This is a genomic window from Methanomassiliicoccales archaeon (assembly GCA_038850735.1).
Taxonomy (GTDB): domain Archaea; phylum Thermoplasmatota; class Thermoplasmata; order Methanomassiliicoccales; family JACIVX01; genus JACIVX01.
In genome coordinates this window covers 18,136-37,657 of the sequence record JAWCLO010000010.1, presented here as the reverse complement: position 1 = coordinate 37,657, position 19,522 = coordinate 18,136, and the positions used below count along the sequence as shown (strand labels likewise).

Below are 19,522 nucleotides of genomic sequence, written 5' to 3'. Positions count from 1 at the left end.
TTGATTCAATAAGAATCACGTGCTTTTGATACAATCGTAAAGAACGCTGAAGATTGTTCATAAACGCTTCCTCGCCAAGGCTGCGAGTTCACTCATAGCCTTTGCAACCTCCTCGAGGGTAGCGCCCCAGGGCACGACAGCTGCATTCCCCCTCATTTCAAATCCCTTCTTTACTTTACAGCACTTGATCAAAACAAAACACCCGTTAGTTTTGATGTAATTTCTAGGACATATGTTGATAAAATTGATCTCAGTGCCATATAGCTCCTTAAATATCCTCATCGATAAATCACATCCAACAAGCGTTGATTCAACGTCAATTTCCGGTTCATCGTCAAGGAAGTAAATTACCTTATTACAAGAAATTCCTGACGCTTTACAAGGAAAGATGACTCCCTGAGTTGGAGTATTGTTGCCAATGATTTCCAAGTCAATTTCCTCGTGTTTGAGCAATACTGGTATGTCTATTAATCCTGTCATCACTGCTTTCTCTGCTAAGATAAGGAGCTTCGACGGGTTTGGAGGAACTATGTCTATAACATAAATCTCAACAGGGCTTTCATCCTTTACAAATGACACGTGATTAAACATACCCTTGACAACAACAGTCATGCCTTCGTAGTGCTCAGAGAGTCTTGACATCTGCGAACGATTGTTAACGTCGATCGTGCAATCATCAACAAAAACAGTGTTTTTCGGTAAAGAGATAATCTTGTAAGCCAAGATCTCGCTAAAAAGATCATTTCCTGTCTTCTTTTCAACCTCTACGACGGCATATTCATCGTTGTTTTCCAGAATGTAATATCTTGTTCTGATGTACGCTTTTTTACCTTTAATATACTTTGAGATATTTTCGGAAGTAAGTTGAAATCCAACCTTCTTTAACGATACTTCTTTACAATGATCAGGCATCATGTATTACCACGAACACCTTCCGAATTGAGATATCTTTTGGTTTGTCATCTTGAAATATGGAAAATTAAAAATGATAGAATGCTAAAATAGATGGGGAGAGTGAAAACATTTCGTGATTATTTTGAAAATTCTTGCCATACAAAGTATTTTCGTGCACACAATAACAATTTAAGTAATTTCGTATGCAAGTTGAGAGAAACACAAGATTCTCAAATCTTCAAAATATTCCCATATGCATTTACCTTCAACCGCATCTGTCACGAAGATTTCTGGAATCGATGTCAAAGGCCAGGAGCATAAAATAGAAATAACAATAACAGGATTACTTTGCTGCGCCGGGATGACAGAGCGGCCATGTGGCGGACTGCAGCACTCGGTTGCAGATATCCGCAGACTCGAGTTCAAATCTCGATCCCGGCTCCATATAGTTCAAAGCTCAACATGTGCGTGATTGATCTCCATCTATCCTTTTTTTAAGTTCATTCTCTATCCATATTCAATTTTGAAATCATTTTAGATCCACGTTCATACTGCATGATTAATATCCCCAATATTTGATTACTCAAAATATTCATAAAGTAAGGAGCATTAACAATGGTGAATGTCTATGATTTACAACACTATACTTGAAACCATCGGAAAAACGCCAATAGTTAAATTGAATCGTCTCGTACCGAAGGGATCAGCTGAGGTCTTTTGCAAACTCGAATCGTTCAATCCAATGTCATCTATCAAAGATAGAATAGCATTAGCCATGATAGAAGATGCTGAAAAAAAAGGGTTGCTTAATAAAGACACTTATGTTGTTGAGCCCACATCTGGAAACACGGGTATTGGGCTTGCTATGGTTTGCGCTGTAAAAGGTTACAAATTGATACTTACAATGCCTGAATCTATGAGCATTGAAAGACGAAAAATGCTTGCAACTTTTGGCGCAAAGATCGTTCTCACCCCCGCATCAGAAGGCATGATGGGAGCCATTGAACGTGCTAAGGAAATATGTAAATCAAATCCCAATTGCTTTATGCCGCAGCAATTTGACAATCCTGTAAATCCCGAAATTCACATGAAGACGACGGCGATTGAGATACTAGAGGATATACCATCACCAGATGCCTTTGTCGCCGGCGTGGGAACAGGAGGAACGATAACTGGAGTTGGAAAAGTACTAAAAGCAAGAAATGGCAAGACAAAAATCGTCGCCGTCGAGCCGCTCAGTTCAGCTGTTTTATCTGGTGGGAGGCCAGGCGGTCATGAGATTCAGGGAATTGGCGCTGGATTCGTTCCGAAAATACTTGATCTCTCAATTATCGATCAAGTAATCGCTGTAAAAAATTCTGATGCGAAGCTAATGACACGGGCGCTCGCGAAGGAAGAAGGGATCTTTGCTGGAATATCATCTGGAGCAGCTGTGTTTGGCGCACTTGAGGTGGCCAAGGAACTTGGAGATGGTAAAAAGGTCGTTACAATTCTCCCAGATACAGGAGAAAGATATTTGAGTACTAATGTGTTTCTCGAATGAGCGCATTTTTATGAACTGGAAAGATGACGTTTACACAGTCCTTGAGCGAGATCCTGCACCCAAGTCGTTTAAGGAAGCTTTACTATTTAGTCCTGGCCTGCATGCTCTTTTCTTGTACAGAATTTCTCATAGATTCTATCAAAAAGGTCAATACTTACTGGCAAGAGCTATTAATTACTTTGCAAGAATTTTAACAGGTGCAGACATCCACCCTGGCGCCAAGATTGGAAAAGGTTTTTTCATAGATCATGCAACAGGGGTGGTTATCGGTGAAACTGCCGAAATTGGTGACAACGTGTGTATATTCCAGGGAGTTACTCTTGGTGGCGTCAGCACAGATAAGGGAAAAAGGCATCCAACTATTGGGAATAATGTCGTGATAGGTGCAAATGCCACAATTCTTGGTAATATCAAAATTGGTGACAATGTTAAAATCGGCGCAGGGTCAGTTGTGGTCAAGGATGTGCCACCGAATTCTACCGTAGTAGGTGTACCAGGTAAGGTCGTAAAAAAAGATGGTGTTACAAAGCTTGATTTGAGACATGATATATTGCCAGATCCTATAGTTGATGCATTCATGCAAATCACAAATAGTATTGCAGAATTAGAGCACAGGGTCACCGAACTAGAAAAAGTAGTGAAAAAAGAAAAGTAGTTTGGGAACGGAATGCGTATCGTGAGGCAGGAGATTATGACTTTAGAAGTGTATAATACCTTAACGAAGAAGAAGGAACCATTCATTCCATTAGAAGATAAAAAGGTGAAGATGTATGTGTGTGGAGTTACAGTTTATGATGATTTGCACATGGGTCACGCCAGGCATATAATCGTATTTGACATGATTGCTAGATATTTGAGGTATCGAGGATACGAAGTCACCCATGTAACGAATTTTACAGATGTCGATGATAAGATTATAAACAGAGCTAATGAGCTAGGTATTTCACCACTCGAGCTTTCGGAGATTTATATTAAACGCTATTTTGAAGAGATTGAAGCACTAGGTGTGAAAAGGGCAGACCACTATCCTCGTGCGAGTGAGTTCATACCTCAAATTATAGACATGATCAAGAGAATAGAAGACGCAGGTTTTGCTTATAAAACAGATGATGGCAGCGTGTACTTCAGCATGGACAAAGTCGAAGAATATGGTGTTTTATCAGGTGCTCGAGTCGAGGAATTAATCGCAGGAGCACGTGTGGAAGTTGATGAATTTAAAAGAAATCCAGCAGACTTTGCCCTCTGGAAGGGTGCAAAACCAGGAGAAATATCATGGCCGAGTCCATGGGGAAATGGCAGGCCGGGCTGGCATATCGAGTGTTCTGCGATGTGTCTAAATCTCCTGGGAGAAACAATTGATATCCATGGAGGAGGAAATGATCTCATATTTCCGCACCATGAAAATGAAATTCTTCAATCAAAAGTGGTGACTGGTAAATTGATGGCGCGTTATTGGTTACATAACGGTATGCTTCAAGTGCAGGAAGAAAAGATGTCAAAATCCCTGAAAAATTTCTTTACAGTGCGACAACTGCTTAATGAATATACGAAGGAAGAAATCAGGTTTTTCATACTTAATACACATTACAGGGGGCCGCTTTCATATAGTGACGCTGCGTTAAAGGAGGCTGCTGTTAGTCTAAAAAGATTGCACAACACATATTTAGAATTGAAAAATTGCATAGGTAACCTCGGCGGAAACGAAGAGGTATCTGACCTTATATCTTCGACACGCAGCAATTTCGTGAAATTCATGGATGATGATTTCAACACAAGGGGCGCCATTGCAACGCTCTTTGATTTTGTAAGAGACGTTAATAAGTTGATGGCACAACAGAAGCTTGGCAACGAAGGGGCGAATCAGATAATTGCTTTTTTAGAGGAAGTTGACGAGGTGTTGGGCATTTTGCCGAAGGATGCAAAGAAAAAAAATGATAGATCTCACCTCGTAAATGATCTCGTTCAGATGATCATTGAGATTCGTCAGGAATTAAGAAAACGCAAAATCTACGATTTAGCCGACCAAATCAGAAAAATGCTGGCCGAAAGAGGAATAAAGTTGGAGGATACAGCAGAGGGAGTAAAATGGAAAAAACCAGATTAGAACTCGTAAGGAAGAAGGCAGTTCTAATCACCGGGGGGGCAGTGCGAATACCTTCGGACATTTCCATTCCATTTCGCTTGAGTAGGTCTACGGCAGGTCCAGGTGCTGGGAAGCCTGCGATAGTGTTATCTTTTGGCGGGTTGAGAGTCAAGAAAGAAATATCTAGGGATCATGGTGACTTCGAACTCGTACTAAAGGATGGGAGTTATGCCCTCATGCACAAAGGTGCAACTTTTTTGGAAAATGTTAAGTTTGAGCCCACGCTATTTCATTCTCCGGAACAGGCTTTCTTCAATATAGAGACCTCTTGTATTTATGACTGTAAATTCTGTTTCACCAAAAGAATCGATTCAAAAATTGTCAAAAGACTAGATGCCGAGAAAATTATTGATATGATCGTTGCAGCGTCGAGACGAGATGATTTCAAGGCCGTTGCTTTAACAAGTGCTGTTGCAGAATCGCCGCATCAAACGGCACAGAAGATGGCATATATTGTCTCTAGAGTAAGGGAACAGCTCGATCCCGAGGTTCCAATTGGCGTTGAACCTTATGTTGATACAATCGAGGATATCGAAATGCTTAGGGCAGCCGGTGCCGATGAAATCAAAATCAATATTGAAACATACAATAGAGAAATCTTCTACAAAATCTGCAATAAACTTGAATTTGATAGAATTCTTAAAATGATACTGAATGCAGTTCGTCTATTCGGCGTTGGGAAAGTATGCTCAAATATCATAGTTGGTCTCGGTGAAAGTGACGACAACATCCTTGCTGGAGTTGAACACCTTGCTAGGATGGGATGCGTCGCCACTCTTCGTCCCTTAAGAATCAACAATCTGAACAAAGAGCGACTAGAAAGTGCACTTGGATATGAATTAAAGGCAATATCACCGGATAGATTGATCAAACTAGGTCTTGAACATAAGGAAATCCTCGAGTTGTATCAACTATCAACACGAAGCTTTAGAACTATGTGCCATGCTTGCACCTGTTGCGACTTGGTACCATTTAGAGATTTTTAAGTTCATTTTTTGTCCATCTATGCTGGCCACATCATGACGCCTTATCAAAAAGATATTTAGGGAACCCAAAAGAATGAATAGAACGAGAATCATTTTCTTATTGATGCCGAGCGACAAAACAGAAGAATATATTGAATGTATTTATGATCTGACTCGGAATGGGAAACCCGCCAAGACCAGTACGATTGCAAGATGTATGAGCGTTAAGCCAGCCTCTGTTACTGAAATGCTCGGGAGACTTTCTTCCAATGGGTATGTTACGTACGAAAAGTATAGAGGGGTATCGCTTACACAAGAGGGTTTGAGGGTTGCACTAAAAATCAAAAGAAAGCATCGTCTTCTTGAGTCTTTTTTGGTCAGAATTCTTGGAATGAGGAAGGAAGAGAGCCATGAGGAAGCATGCAAGCTAGAGCATATTCTTTCCGATGAAATTGAAAAAAAGATTTGTCAATTAATGGAGAATCCACAGATTTGCCCAGACGGAAGTCCCATACCGAAATGTGAGGGGGAATGCAAATTATGCAACACCGAACAATCTTTGCCGCTATCAAAAATGGATAGCGGCGAAAAGGGAATCATTACCCATTTGATGTGTAACGAAAATGCAACGAAAATTCGACGGCTAGTATCTATGGGATTCGTACCGGGCAGAAACGTGATTGTTGAACAAAGTATTCCAGTTGGCGGCCCACTAATTGTGAAAATTAATGACACGAGAATAGCGCTGGGAAGGGATTATGCATCGCTCGTACACATTAAAAGGTGCGAATGATGCGGATTGCTCTTTTAGGAAATCCAAATGTGGGTAAGTCCGTACTGTTTAGTAAAATCACTGGCATTGGCGTCATTTCTTCGAATTATCCGGGAACGACCGTTGAATTCGAAGAGGGGAAAATAACTTTTCGCGGCGAAACCTTGCTTTTTTATGATCTACCAGGCATATATTCGCTTTCAGGGATCTCTGAAGATGAAATAGTCGCCACGAAGCTTCTTGCAGAGAAAAAACCGGATATTCTTATCGTTGTTGCAGATGCAACTCGCCTTGTGCAGAGCATTGTTCTGATCTTGCAATTGATTGAATTGGGATACAGAGTGATCGTAGCACTAAATTTCATGGATATCGCCCGGAGAAGATATAAGATCGATACTCAGCTTTTATCGAGAATCCTAGAGATACCAGTAATTCCTACGGTTGCGATCACTGGCGAAGGCATTAATGATCTTTTGTCGTTAATTTCAAATAGAACAATTCAGCGATCAAGCTTTGTCGTCAGGTACGATACACACATTGAGAGAATCCTTCAAGAATTAGCAGATCACGTTAAAGAATGGAAAACAGAATATAATCTTAGGGGAGCATTACTCAAATTGCTCGAGGGAAATCATTTTTTTAGCGAGTTTTTCTGCGACGAAGTCAAGAATCTTTCGGAGGAGCTCAAAATCGAATTTGAAAATACACATCATGAGACTATCGACGTACATATCGGTCGCGATAGATATGGCGAGGCTGGCAGAATCGCCTCACAGGTTGTTGGAGAAATAGAAAGAGAAGAGACTCTAGGAGAAAAGGTTTCACGGATAACAATTCGACCGATAACGGGAATACCCATATTGATTCTCATACTCGCAACCGTTTTCCTTTCCATAGTATATCTTGGCGGATTCATTGAATCTTGGCTAGTGGAAACTTACAAAAAAATTACAGAAGACCTCTTTAGTAGCCTTGCATCATTCATTGGTGGCCAGATTGGTATTGCAATTTCTCGAGGCATAGATCTCAGCCTGCAGGCAATACTGTCAATAGTCATACCGTATATTTTCGTTTTTTACCTCATTCTTGCCATTCTTGAAGATACTGGATATCTTCCTAGAACAGTTGCATTACTTGATGGTTTGATGCATAGACTTGGATTGCATGGGCGTGCGATTATTCCGATGATTGTTGGCGTGGGCTGCAATGTACCAGCAATACTTGCCACAAGAATTCTCGAGTCAAAAAGAGAGAGGCTCATCCTTGCGACACTTATAGTGATGTCTATACCATGTTCTGCACAACTCGCAATCATATTTGGCGTTGTCGGACATTATGGCGGACTTACTTATGCATTGGGAATTATAGCAATTTTGTTCTTGATACTCTTAGCGATCGGTCGGCTCATGCATAAACTCGTAAAGCTGGAGCCGTCAAGTGTTGCGATGGAAATGCCGGATCTCGTCATTCCAAAATTCAAGAATATTTTTTTCAAGACCTACATAAGAATAAGAGATTTTTTTATTGTAGCTTTCCCAATTCTTTTCATCGGAAGCCTGTTACTAGAGGTTCTTATTGAATTTCAAGTGCTCGAAATGATCGTTGAGCCGATGTCATTTCTGACTTTAGGATTGCTTGGTTTGCCTTCGGTGACGATTATTGCGTTGATATTTGGAATTCTAAGAAAAGAAATGGCCTTTCAATTGTTGGTTTTGCTTTTCGGAACTACAAATTTGGCCCTCGTCTTATCGCCAAATCAACTTTTTGTATTTGGTCTAGTAATGGCGACATATATACCATGTTTATCTACAATTGCAGTGCTTCTTAGAGAATTCAATGCAAAAAAGACACTTATGATTTTGTTATTTTCCCTCATGTTGTCATTAGCTATGGGTACAATAGCTAATTTCCTCCTAACTTCTATTTAAGAGTGCCATGGAAAAGAATTTGAGATTGCTGTCGACCGTGTTTTTAATCAAGTATGAGTAAAAACTGCCGTTATTTCTGGGTCAATCGATTCGATCTTAACAAATCCGAACCGCTCAAATTGCACGACCCTACCAACATCCTGCGGCAAAATCGGTTCTGCGTAGCCTTCCTTTTTGCTTCCATCAGGCATCAATATGGTAGCACGTTTACCATATTCTGGAACCCAGTGAACGATTTTCACGCCTTCCTTCAATATTGAAAGGTCGTTGCCTGTATATTGAGCAACTGTCTCATTTAGATGTACATTGCATAGATCTTTCAGTCTCAATCTGCCCTTCCATTTTATAGATTCAAGATCGGTTTTGGTCAGATAGATTCGAATGGGTGATCCTTTCAACATCATATGTCTAATACCGCGATCAGGGTGATCGGGATGAAACGGCGCGTGGGATTCGAGTTCGTCAACGCCGCAAATTGACACCAAAACAGGATCCCATACAAAGAAATATCTATTTGCTAAGGGGTCCACAAATTGTTTATTAAGAGAGTAGAGCGTTTCCCATGAAAAATGTATGTCTACATCTTTAATGCCGCATTCAAGCCAATATTGACGAATTGATTCTGGACTTATACCCCTTCTCTTTAGCGCCCTCACGGTTCCCAGGCGAACATCATCCCAACCTGAATACTCGCCTTTCTTGATTCCTTTAGCGATATAAGAGGTTTTGAGAAGTAGGTCAGGAACTGAAACGAGACCATAATGATGGTACCACGGAAGTTTCCACCCGAAGTATCTGAATATGTATTCCTGTCTCTGCGTATTATTCAAGTGATCTTTACCACGAAAAACGTGGGTCATTCCAAGAAAGTGATCATCAATTGCAACGCTAAAATTCATCATTGGATAAACTCTATAACGAGTACCCGTAAGGGGATGAGGGACGGAATCGACGATCCGAAGACCTACGAAATCCCTTATCGCAGGATTCGGATGATCTAAATCTGTTTTCACTACCAATATCGCCTTTTCCTCAGGGTAAAAGCCAGAAAGCATCCTGTCGAATTCTTCATGCTGAATTTCCTTTGGGAGTTCCCTGTGAGGACACGGCTTCCCGTTCTCCTTCAATTTCCTCCAGGACTCAACAGGACATGTGCAAACGTAAGCTTTTCCCATATCAATGAGCTGTCTCGCAATATCATAATACAACTCCATTCTGGAACTCTGGATGACGGTTTGATGAACCCTTACTCCTAGCCAATCGAGATCTTCTCGAATCATATCATATGCTTCGGGATCAATTTTCTCAGGATTCGTGTCTTCGATTCTATTAATAAATGTTCCATTGTAACGCTTGACGTATTCATCGTTTAAAATCGCGACTCTAGTATGACCAATGTGTAGCGGTCCTGATGGACCCGGAGCGAACCTCATCACAACCTTACCCTCTTTCGCGCCAGGTAAGTCAGGCAACAAATGCTCTCTTTCGCCCCTCACCTTCTTTTCCAAGAGTGTGGGGTCGATACTTTCAAGTTCTCTGCGTTGTTCCTCTAACGAAAGCTCGTTAATTTTTTGAATCTCTGTTGTAACGATAGCAGCAATCTCCTTCGCATTTTTTTTCAATTCAGGTTGTTCGGCTAGTACCTTCCCGATTACTGCTTTGACGTCTGCCTTTCCGTTAAAAAAGACAGCGTTCTGGAGAGCATATTTCCTTACAATGCCTCGAATGGCATTAGAATCCATGTAGGCTGGCATTTACCAAAGTTCTATTTTATCTTTTGTATGGACTCAGCGTCACCTATTCGCATACAAAGTGAATGATTCGATTGCAGCTGATTGGAATGGGTATTATAGGGGTTACGATTATTACCATCTTATGTCTCTTCGACGAATAATTTCAGATCTCAGCGATGCGGTATTTGTAAGAAATAAAGTATCGACTGAATTTGAAGTTACAAAGTGGCTCATGAAGAATCCAGATAAACCTGTTATCTTTCAAAACATCAATGGTTGTGAGGTTGTTGGTAATCTATGGTCGACGAGGGAGAGAATCGCACGGTTTCTTGGCATAGAAAAAAGGGAAATCATGAAGAAACTCCTCGCTGCAATAGAAAATCCGGTATCGCCTGTCAAAATTGAAAATCCTCCATTCAGAGAAAAGATCATTGAGAAAGTAGACTTGAGGAAACTTCCGATACCTAAATGGTTTCCCAATGATGGCGGAAGATATATAACGTCAGCTGTTGCAGTTGCAGAATACAAAGGAAAGAGAAATCTTTCATTTCATCGCCTAATGCTCATAGATCGCAATCGAATGGCAATAAGACTCGTTCCAAGGCACCTTTTTACAATGTACAAATCTTCAATCGAAGAAAATGAAGAGCTGCAAGTTGCTTTCTGCATAGGTGTTTGTCCTACTATTCTTCTTTCTGCAGCTACATCCGTACCATTCGAACAAGATGAGTTAAATATTGCTAGCTCTTTAAGAAAGACGTGCACAGGGGAGCCACTTGAGGTTGCAGAAACTGAGAACGGAATCACGGTTCCCGCGCACTCAGAAATCATACTAGAAGGTAAGATAACAAGGAATACAACAGAGGAAGGGCCGTTTGTTGACATCACGGGCACCTATGATCAAAAGAGGATCCAGCCCGTTGTAGAAATAGAAAGAATTTATATGTCTCCTCATCCACTTTTTCATATCATTCTACCAGGTGGACTAGAGCATTATCTACTTATGGGGCTTCCGAGGGAGCCTCTTATCTATAGATCGGTAAGCCAAGTTGTCCCGAAGGTTCATGGCGTTAGATTGACTGAAGGAGGCTGTTGCTGGTTGCATGGGGTAGTATCTATCACTAAGAACCGCGAAGGCGACGGCGTGAATGCTATACTCGCAGCTTTCTCTGGTCATCCATCGATGAAAAAGGTCATTGTTGTTGATGAGGACATTGACATCTACAATGACAGAGAAGTAGAGTGGGCCATTGCAACGCGTTTTCAAGCATCTCGCGGACTCGTGATAATCAACAATGCGGGAGGCTCTTCTCTTGATCCAAGTTCAAGTGAAGTGACATCAAAAATGGGAATAGATGCCACCAAACCATATCGTGCGACTGGATTTGAGAGGGTAAAACTCGATTAATTCCTTGACCAGGCTAGGACTCTTCGATCGATCGTCTCATTCCTTCTTGGACCAATGCTAATTATACTTATGGGTACGCCAGTAAAATTGGAGATGAAGTTAAGATAATCCTTCATTTCGTTGGGAAGGGCATCGAAACCTCGCTTAGCAATGCTTTCTCTTTCGTCTCTGACCCACTCATCCCAGCCGTCAAATTCTTTGTATATTGGCTTTGCCTTTTTGATTTTGGCGATACTTGACGGAAAATTTGTGGTAATTTCGCCATCGATTTCATATGCCACTGCTACCTTTATTTTCTTGAGTCCGCTCAAAACGTCTATTTTTGTAACGGCTATCGAAGTTATGCCATTCAGCCTGGCAGCATAATTGACAACCACCAAGTCTAACCACCCACACCTTCGAGGTCTTCCCGTAGTCGTACCAAATTCCCCTCCCCTTTGCAATAGGAAAGAAGCTGTTTCGTCGTTTAGTTCTGTTGGGAATGGGCCTGATCCGACTCTTGTTGTATATGCTTTAACCACACCAAGGATTTCTTGTATTGAAGATGGGGGCACGCCTGCACCAGTACAAATAGCACCGCTAATACAATTTGACGATGTCACATATGGATAAGTACCGTGATCAATGTCGAGCATCGTTCCCTGCGCCCCCTCAAATAAGACTTTCTTTTTATCTGCGATTGCTTCGATGATAAGATTAGAAGTGTCTGTGACATACTTTTCAATATATTTTCCGTAACCAACTAAATTCTCGAAAATTTCATTCCTGGGAAAGAGATATGATTCTTCATATGCTGTTAACACTTTCTCCTTAACTGGGAGTACTATTTCCAGCTTCTCAGCAAGTGCTTCTCTATCGAACAAGTCACAAATTCTAATGCCATGACGTGCAATTTTGTCTGAGTAACTCGGACCGATGCCTCGTCCCGTAGTCCCAACACCTTTCTTGCCCCGATGTGCCTCTTCTACTCTGTCCAGTAATTTGTGATAAGGCATTATGATGTGTGCTCTGTCAGAAATTCTGAGACCATCGAGACTTCTGCCAGTGCCTTCAATGATCTTCATTTCTTCTACAAGCTCCTCCAAATCCACAACTACTCCATTTCCAATAACAGAGAGCGTATTCGGTCTGATAATGCCAGAGGGAAGAAGATGAAGCTTGAATACTTCATTATCAAGTGCAATTGTATGACCCGCGTTCGTTCCACCTTGAAATCTTACAACAATATCAGCCCTTTCCGCAAGATAGTCAGCGATTTTACCTTTCCCTTCATCTCCCCATTGCATTCCAATTATTGCGAGTGTCGGCAGAATATCACCTTCTTGAACAAATGCGAATTCGGATAAAAACCTTGTTTATTAGTATGTATATATCTCTAGAATCCCAAGTCTTATGTCATGAGATCGAAATTTCTCTGATGAGGGACATTAATTCATTATATGGAATATCGCACTTCAGACCTCTTGGAGAAAAATGGGTCTTCGAAACTCTTCCATGTTTGCTCAGTTTCTCAAAAACAACCGCCAGAGGTGGAGGGGATACTTTTAAGACTGATGCGAGTTCATTGATGTCATAGAAAAAAGGCGGAGTATCTAACTCATTTTTCCATATTTCGAGATACTTTGAGCAACGTTTCTTACACGCCAGAGTTTCGAAAATGGTCATGTTCCTTAATAGATCCTTGTCAAAAAGGTTTCCCATCCATAAAGGCCCGATTTTGACACCATCATCTCGAGGAGTAAGCGATCTTTCTTTCGAGATATGGTTAAAATAAATAAAGCCTAGTTGCTTCAATGAATCGTCTGCATTGCCCGCGCCATCTAAAAGTCTCAGGTGCACTCTTAGGTAGTGGTCTGCATAGAAACACAGTAGCGGCAGTATTCCGCGGTCAAATTTCGCAGCCTCTCTAGCCAAAAAACCAATTAGGATTCTTAATGCCAGTTCATGCCCAAAAGAGCACCTAATGGAATGTGCCCCATAGCGCCGCATGCATTTTCTTGTGTGTGTGCCTGCAAGGACCGCGGTATCGGTCGCCGTAATTGCCAGAATTCCTTCTCGATGGCAATTCTGAATAGCCGCATCAATATAGAAAACAGGTGAGCCAAATGGATCAAGATCAATATAGTCAAATCCCTTTTCAAAGAGAAGAGTCCTTACATCAGAATTACTTGCAATACAATTGTCAAGACGATTGAGTTTAATATTTGCCTTGATAAACTCGAAAGCGAGGCGATTTACATCATTTATTATAAACTCAAAGTCAACATTCAACTCGTTTGAAATTCTGATCGCTCTAACACCCGTTCCAGCGAGTCCATCTAATGCTACTCCGCAAAACCTGAGAGCTGAAAAAAACATAACGCTGATATCCCTGTTGAAAGCGTTTTGTCGATTGTAGAAGACATCCACGCGTTTCCCAGGTCCTCTTACTGAATGATCTCTGGGGACAAGAATGCGGGTGCTACCTTCGATTATTTCAACAGCAGACGAAATAGCGCTCACAAGAGCTCTCCTTTCATCAACTTCATAATTTTATAGGGTAGAAGGTTCCTATTGATGGGGGTGACTTCCAGTATCCTGACATCGTCCCTTCTCCTAATATCTTGTAGGAGAGGATTTCTCGATTTTTTGTGCAGAGTCAACAGTAAGGGTTTTTCGATTTCTAGCGCTCCCTTAACTGCCTCAACAAATTTTTCGCTTTCAACTTCCATTTTACCCACTTCATCGATCACAACAACATCGGCAGCTTCGCAAGCCTTCTTAATCGCTTCAACTCCGACCTCTTCAAGAACTGAGAGATCTACGCCGAACTTCCCAACCATTACTTTGCTCTTAATATCAGTACTAGCGAGAACAGCCTTCCGTTTCGTCTGCCAGTCAATTACATAAAAGCCGAGCCTCTTATTATCCTCAATTATAGGTTCGGTGATCATCCCTCCAACCTTCATTTCTTCTGCTTCCAGCATTTCGATGACTTTGAGAAGTGCATGAGTCTTGCCAGCACCCGGCAAGCCCGTGATACCAATCTTTATCCCTTTTGCCATAATTCCACCGATATTATTGACGTTCAGACAAATCAATCATAAGGAAGATGTGAAAATGGATATGGCATTTTCATATTAATTATTTTTTTGTCAAATTAAAAAAAATCCTATTTCTTTCATTGCTGCTCGCTAATGCTTTCAATAAACATTAACGGGTAATTCAAATCTTCAATGTATTTCATTCGCGCACGAACCCTGATTTCGTCAATCTTAATCACGAGCCTTACATCAAGCATTTGTCCAGTTAAGGTTTGATAGTCATACTCATTTCTCTTTCTTCTCAAAGTACTCCGATCAATTTTGACACTGACATCCTCCACGAATGGTTGAACACGAACACCCTCCTCAATAGCTTTCTCTAGGCTATCAACATTGGATGAACTTATTGGAGTGCCAACAAATTGATGGTATATTGTTCCCAACTTGATACCGGCTTCAAATGCTGCCCTTTCTCTTTTGGAACAGTTGAAATACGCGAGTGCGAGAGCTTCTCTATTTGCCACAGTATCTCCTCACATTGCTATAAACAACGTAATGCATTGTTTATATTTATCAACAGGGTTCAAGTATCATTTTTGCATCAATTACAACAGCATCATCTTCGCGCACGAATACTGGGTTTAGATCAAGCTGGTTGATATCGGCTTGATATTTATCTCCAAATGCCGAAATTTTCACCAAAAGATCAACAATCGCTTCCCTACTTACCTTCATTCCACGAAATCCATAAAAAATCCTACTCGCACGAATGTCATCGATCATTTCTTGTGCGTCTTCTTTGGTGATAGGTACGAGTCTAAAAGCAACATCATGATAAAGCTCAGTTAAAATACCACCCATGCCAAACATGATGCTTAGCCCAAATGTCCGATCTTTGATCAGACCGACAATTACTTCTGCACCTGGTTTCTCCATAGGTTCTACCAATATGGGAGTATCCGGAAACTGCGATTTCAAAGCTGAGTAACTTTTTTTGAGTTCCTCTTGATTCCTTACGTTTAGAATCACTCCACCCACGTCGGTCTTATGAAGAATTTCCGGCGATGAAATCTTTACTGCAACTGGAAAGTCCAATTTTACAGTTTCGAGTTCGTGTTCATCGAGAAGAACAAAACGGGTCGTTTTTATTCCATTCTCATTAAGCAGGGTTTTTACTTCGCTTTCTGAAAGATATCTTCTTCCTTCGAGTCGAAATTTTTCCAGATCCATATTTTCGCCTCGTGGTGAATTGACATATAGATATTACTTTTTTCTATCAACAACCCTTTCAATGATTTGTAGACGCATTTTAATTTGCGCAAATCGAAATAGGCCGAAAGGTATGATTTGTCATAACCATATTTGTCGGATCGTCTTGCTCCGATCAATCATGTACTTTCCGATACGTCTTCTTAAACAGCGACTTTAGAGGCTTGCTTAATTCAATTCCTTCCATAAGTGCGTTCTTATTCATTTCAAAGGTCCCTTTGGGCGATACGTCATGAAGAGCATGAACGACTGATTTGATGCTAATCAATTGAGTGAGATTTACGAATGCTCCAATCATAATGATATTTGCAACAGGAATCTTCCCCACTTCTTTGGCTCTCTTCACTGCGGGAATTTCAAAATAGCGAAGATCTGGTCTAGAAGCTACAGCATCAGAATCGATGATTACGATCGTTTCCGGCTTCGTGTCTTCTATGAATTCATCGTATGCCGACTGTGACATAAGTATGAGAAAATCAGGTTTCTCAATGAAAGGGCAAAAATCCTGGTGATCACTGATTTTTACATCGCATTTTGATACACCGCCTCTTGCCTCTGGACCATAAGTTTGCGTTTGCACCGCATATAGTTCTTTATTTCCAGCATTTTCATAAAGAGAGGCTGCCCGAGCTATGACGATTCCCGCAAATATGATTCCCTGCCCACCGACGCCAGCGATTCGCAATGAAATTATCATTAATCAGGAAATGGGGTTTGATAAAAATAACCATAACCCAAGAATTAATTTAAAACAAAATTTCAAATAACGGTTGATCCCCTCTTAAAACGGGTGAAATTAATGAACAATGCAAAGCTATATTCTCTTCCGAAATTGAAGTTCGGATATAGTGAACTAGCGCCTTACATGTCTGAAGAACAGCTGGCATTACACCATGATAAGCATCATTTGGCGTACGTCAATGGAGCGAATTCCATACTTGAGAAAATTGATAAGGCCAGAAAAGATGATCAAACTCTTGACATGAAATCGACCCTCAAAGAGCTGTCCTTCCACATCGGCGGTCACGTGTTGCATACTTTGTTCTGGGAAAATCTGTCCCCACCCAGCTCCCACAGTGGCACGCCTACAGGAAAGGTTTCTGAAATCATTTCGAAAGAATTTGGCAGCTTTGATCGTTTCAAGAATGAATTTTCACAGGTCGCAAACAGCGTTGAAGGGTCTGGCTGGGCTGTGTTGGCATTTTGCAAAATGACGCAACGACCTCTCATTATGCAGATCGAGAAACATAACGTTAATATCTATCCTGGATTTAAATTGCTGCTAGTTTTGGATCTATGGGAACACGCATATTACATCGACTATAAGAATCTCAGAGGAAAATTTGTCGATGCATTCTGGAACATCGTCAATTGGAGTGAGGTAGAGAGAAGACTTTCTGAGGTTCTGTGACTAATGGCAAGAATCTCCAAAATTTATATCTTATATTTTTATACTATTAGTAAAAACTGTTTTGTCTTAATTTTCTTCTATACGTTTTGCATCAGTTTTTATCGACATCAATATCTCAGCAAGTGAGGGTCTATCTCTTTCTACAAATTCACCAACAGTTATTTGTCCACTAATATTTAGATCGACTGGATCCATATCCCAGTATCTCGTTTTTTCCCTCTTTGCGGTCTTGATTTTAAGCCATTCATACATCTGTCTTGGATCACCCATTCGATTCCTTCTTCCAAATCCAGTTGGACAGGGAGAGACAATTTCAATGAAAGAAAATCCCTTTTTCATAAGCCCTTTTTTCATTGATTTTATGATTTCTTTCACATGTCGAACAGTCCATCTAGCAACAAAATTAGCGCCCGCTGTCACAGCAAGTTCAGCAAGATCAAAGGGATATTCCTTGTTTCCGTAGGGCGTCGTTGTGCTAAAAGCATTGTAGGGGGTCGTCGTCGATGCCTGACCGCCCGTCATTCCATAAATATTATTATTAATACATATGACTGTCATTTCAGCGTTACGTCTACTTGCATTGATGAAATGATTGCCTCCAATTGCGCCTAAATCACCATCTCCAGTAAAAACAACAACTTTCAACGCTGGGTTGGTCAAATTGATGCCTGTCGCAACAGCGAGCGCACGTCCATGAGTAGTATGTATGGAATCAGCCCGTATATAACCCGGAACTCTTGAACTACACCCAACACCTGATACAAAAACAACTTTATCTTGGTTCAAATTGAGTTCGGAAAACGCCCTATAAAAGCAATTCATCACGGTACCTATACCACAACCTGGACAGAAAATGGTTGGCCACCGATCCTTTCTATACAGATCAAAGAATTGCAACATCATGATCACCTTCGATGAATTTCACGATTTCGTCAGGTTTATGAACCTCACCCCCAATCTTCGAGAAAAGCCTCACGTCTTTACAACCTTCCAAACATGCTATTTTTTGAACCTCTCGAAATACTTGACCGAGATTCATCTCTAGAACAAAGATTTGAGAGGATTTTTCGCTGATTTCCTTTATCGCTTCTACAGGTGTGGGCCATAGCGTTTTCAAATGGAGGAGACCAATTGAATCATCAGATCGAGCGACTTCTCTAGCCGCAAGCGCGGGCGAACCATAAGAGATGATAAATCTCTCTGCATCTTCATTAAGAATTTCATAGATACAGATTTCCTTACGATTCTTAATAATCTTTTCAGAAAGCCTTGTTACAAGTTCAGTGTGTACATCGGGATCGTTTCTCGGGTAGCCTGCAATATCATGAGAGAGCCCCGTTACGTGCACACGAAATCCCTTACCAAAGACTGGAAATTTCGGTACGAGAGTTTCATCATACGCAAAACCGTCATGCCAAACTTTATCGGTCCTTACTTTGCGATCAAATATTTCAATATGATTTGGAACTTTTAGCTTACCACGCATATGACCTATTTCTGCATCTGAAAGAAGAATGGTCGGAACTCGAAATCTCTCAGAAAAATTGAACGCATGAATCGTAAGATCAAACATATCTTGAACCGTTGAGGGAATCAGCGCTATGATCTCATAATCACCATGCGAGCCAAATCTCGATTGCATCACGTCCCCTTGAGATGGCAGTGTAGGAAGTCCCGTTGAGGGACCACCTCGCATTACATTGACGATGACGAGCGGCGTTTCGGTCATGGCTGCATAGCCAATGCTTTCCTGCATCAAACTGAATCCCGGTCCAGATGTTGCTGTCATAGCTTTAGTGCCTGTCCATGAGGCGCCGATAACTGCGGAAATCGATGCGATCTCATCTTCCATTTGAATGAAAACCCCATTCTCCTCTGGAAGCCTTGTTGCAAGAGTTTCGGCGATCTCAGTAGATGGAGTTATTGGATACCCTGCAAAAAACTTGAGACCAGCGGCTATTGCTCCCTCAGCACAAGCCTCATTTCCCTGCAAAAAATATGTACCCTCAGGGAGTCTCATTCGTATCGCCTTCTTCCCATTCGAGTGCATGGTCTGGACATGTTAACACACACATTTCGCAGACTGCTTTGTTTCTGTCCCTTCTCTTCCAATTTGCACATTTCTCAGGGAATGCTACAAACGGGAGGCAATATCCTCTTTCACTGATTTGTGGGCTCTGCCGAAACACACCGCGCGGACAAACTATATTACACAAACCACATCCCTTGCAGTAATCAGCGTTAATCTGAACCCGCATGATTCCCCTCTTTTGATCCCAAATACCTCATTTTTCGTTTATAAACTTATACACTGGTCACGTCCATCCCATCAAGTCTTTTAGAGTATTTATATTGCCAAGCATTAAAATTCCCAAATTTCGTCTATACAACACCGATTCAAAACACAAACTAGTAAATTGTTAAGGCATCCCG

19 protein-coding genes and 1 tRNA gene are annotated in these 19,522 nt (G+C 41.2%); 9 read left to right on the top strand and 11 right to left on the bottom strand.

Annotated features, from left to right (window positions below):
• Window positions 1-57: 57 nt before the first annotated feature.
• Window positions 58-912 carry a hypothetical protein gene (locus QW087_06930; protein ID MEM2944453.1) on the bottom strand — a complete coding sequence of 285 codons (855 nt, stop codon included), beginning with the start codon at window positions 910-912 and terminating at the stop codon, window positions 58-60.
• A 337-nt stretch (window positions 913-1,249) separates the two neighbouring features.
• Between QW087_06930 and QW087_06925 the strand changes: the two genes are divergently transcribed.
• The 7 genes from QW087_06925 (at window position 1,250) to feoB (ending at window position 8,245) form a co-directional block, all read left to right on the top strand.
• A tRNA-Cys gene (locus QW087_06925) sits at window positions 1,250-1,338 on the top strand.
• A 184-nt stretch (window positions 1,339-1,522) separates the two neighbouring features.
• Window positions 1,523-2,437, top strand: coding sequence for a cysteine synthase A (gene cysK / locus QW087_06920; protein ID MEM2944452.1), 915 nt, complete (start codon window positions 1,523-1,525; stop codon window positions 2,435-2,437).
• 10 nt (window positions 2,438-2,447) lie between these two features.
• Window positions 2,448-3,092, top strand: a complete 645-nt coding sequence (cysE, locus tag QW087_06915) for a serine O-acetyltransferase (protein MEM2944451.1) — start codon at window positions 2,448-2,450, stop codon at window positions 3,090-3,092.
• A gap of 21 nt (window positions 3,093-3,113) precedes the next feature.
• Window positions 3,114-4,541, top strand: coding sequence for a cysteine--tRNA ligase (gene cysS, locus QW087_06910; protein MEM2944450.1), 1,428 nt, complete (start codon window positions 3,114-3,116; stop codon window positions 4,539-4,541).
• On the top strand, window positions 4,523-5,566 hold the full coding sequence (locus QW087_06905; GenBank protein MEM2944449.1) for a radical SAM protein: 1,044 nt from the start codon (window positions 4,523-4,525) through the stop codon (window positions 5,564-5,566). Before cysS ends, QW087_06905 begins: the two co-directional genes overlap by 19 nt.
• A gap of 103 nt (window positions 5,567-5,669) precedes the next feature.
• Window positions 5,670-6,338, top strand: coding sequence for a metal-dependent transcriptional regulator (locus tag QW087_06900; GenBank protein MEM2944448.1), 669 nt, complete (start codon window positions 5,670-5,672; stop codon window positions 6,336-6,338).
• Window positions 6,335-8,245 (top strand): ferrous iron transport protein B, encoded by a 1,911-nt coding sequence (feoB, locus tag QW087_06895; protein MEM2944447.1) that lies wholly within the window; start codon window positions 6,335-6,337, stop codon window positions 8,243-8,245. Before QW087_06900 ends, feoB begins: the two co-directional genes overlap by 4 nt.
• A 47-nt stretch (window positions 8,246-8,292) precedes the next feature.
• On the opposite strand, the gene QW087_06890 is transcribed toward feoB, so the two are convergent.
• Entirely contained in the window at window positions 8,293-9,987 is a 1,695-nt protein-coding gene (locus tag QW087_06890; GenBank protein MEM2944446.1) for a glutamate--tRNA ligase, read from the bottom strand.
• 133 nt (window positions 9,988-10,120) lie between these two features.
• On the opposite strand from QW087_06890, the gene QW087_06885 reads away from it, so the two are divergent.
• Complete coding sequence (locus tag QW087_06885) at window positions 10,121-11,386, top strand: UbiD family decarboxylase (GenBank protein MEM2944445.1); 1,266 nt, start codon at window positions 10,121-10,123, stop codon at window positions 11,384-11,386.
• Here QW087_06885 and QW087_06880 read toward each other — a convergent pair.
• From QW087_06880 to QW087_06855, 6 genes are all read right to left on the bottom strand, one after another.
• Complete coding sequence (locus tag QW087_06880) at window positions 11,383-12,696, bottom strand: adenylosuccinate synthase (protein ID MEM2944444.1); 1,314 nt, start codon at window positions 12,694-12,696, stop codon at window positions 11,383-11,385. The genes QW087_06885 and QW087_06880 overlap by 4 nt on opposite strands.
• A gap of 85 nt (window positions 12,697-12,781) precedes the next feature.
• A complete protein-coding gene (locus QW087_06875) occupies window positions 12,782-13,888 on the bottom strand; it encodes a tRNA (guanine(10)-N(2))-dimethyltransferase (GenBank protein ID MEM2944443.1) in 1,107 nt (368 codons plus the stop codon).
• A complete protein-coding gene (locus tag QW087_06870; protein ID MEM2944442.1) occupies window positions 13,885-14,430 on the bottom strand; it encodes an NTPase in 546 nt (181 codons plus the stop codon). The genes QW087_06875 and QW087_06870 overlap by 4 nt, the downstream gene beginning before the upstream one ends.
• 116 nt (window positions 14,431-14,546) lie before the next feature.
• Window positions 14,547-14,933: a dihydroneopterin aldolase family protein gene (locus tag QW087_06865; protein ID MEM2944441.1), complete on the bottom strand. Its 387-nt coding sequence runs from the start codon at window positions 14,931-14,933 to the stop codon at window positions 14,547-14,549.
• A 49-nt stretch (window positions 14,934-14,982) separates the two neighbouring features.
• Window positions 14,983-15,639: an acetate--CoA ligase family protein gene (locus tag QW087_06860; protein ID MEM2944440.1), complete on the bottom strand. Its 657-nt coding sequence runs from the start codon at window positions 15,637-15,639 to the stop codon at window positions 14,983-14,985.
• Between the two features lie 154 nt (window positions 15,640-15,793).
• The gene (locus QW087_06855) at window positions 15,794-16,375 is read right to left on the bottom strand and encodes a 2-oxoacid:acceptor oxidoreductase family protein (protein MEM2944439.1); all 582 of its coding nucleotides are present in this window, start codon (window positions 16,373-16,375) and stop codon (window positions 15,794-15,796) included.
• A gap of 102 nt (window positions 16,376-16,477) precedes the next feature.
• On the opposite strand from QW087_06855, the gene QW087_06850 reads away from it, so the two are divergent.
• On the top strand, window positions 16,478-17,089 hold the full coding sequence (locus QW087_06850) for a superoxide dismutase (protein MEM2944438.1): 612 nt from the start codon (window positions 16,478-16,480) through the stop codon (window positions 17,087-17,089).
• Window positions 17,090-17,155: 66 nt separating this feature from the next.
• Here QW087_06850 and QW087_06845 read toward each other — a convergent pair whose 3' ends face one another.
• From QW087_06845 to QW087_06835, 3 genes are read right to left on the bottom strand one after another with little or no spacing between them, the layout of a single operon-like run.
• Window positions 17,156-17,989: a 2-oxoacid:ferredoxin oxidoreductase subunit beta gene (locus QW087_06845; protein ID MEM2944437.1), complete on the bottom strand. Its 834-nt coding sequence runs from the start codon at window positions 17,987-17,989 to the stop codon at window positions 17,156-17,158.
• Window positions 17,973-19,109 carry a 2-oxoacid:acceptor oxidoreductase subunit alpha gene (locus tag QW087_06840; GenBank protein MEM2944436.1) on the bottom strand — a complete coding sequence of 379 codons (1,137 nt, stop codon included), beginning with the start codon at window positions 19,107-19,109 and terminating at the stop codon, window positions 17,973-17,975. Before QW087_06840 ends, QW087_06845 begins: the two co-directional genes overlap by 17 nt.
• On the bottom strand, window positions 19,096-19,347 hold the full coding sequence (locus tag QW087_06835; GenBank protein MEM2944435.1) for a ferredoxin family protein: 252 nt from the start codon (window positions 19,345-19,347) through the stop codon (window positions 19,096-19,098). Before QW087_06835 ends, QW087_06840 begins: the two co-directional genes overlap by 14 nt.
• Between the last annotated feature and the right edge of the window lie 175 nt (window positions 19,348-19,522).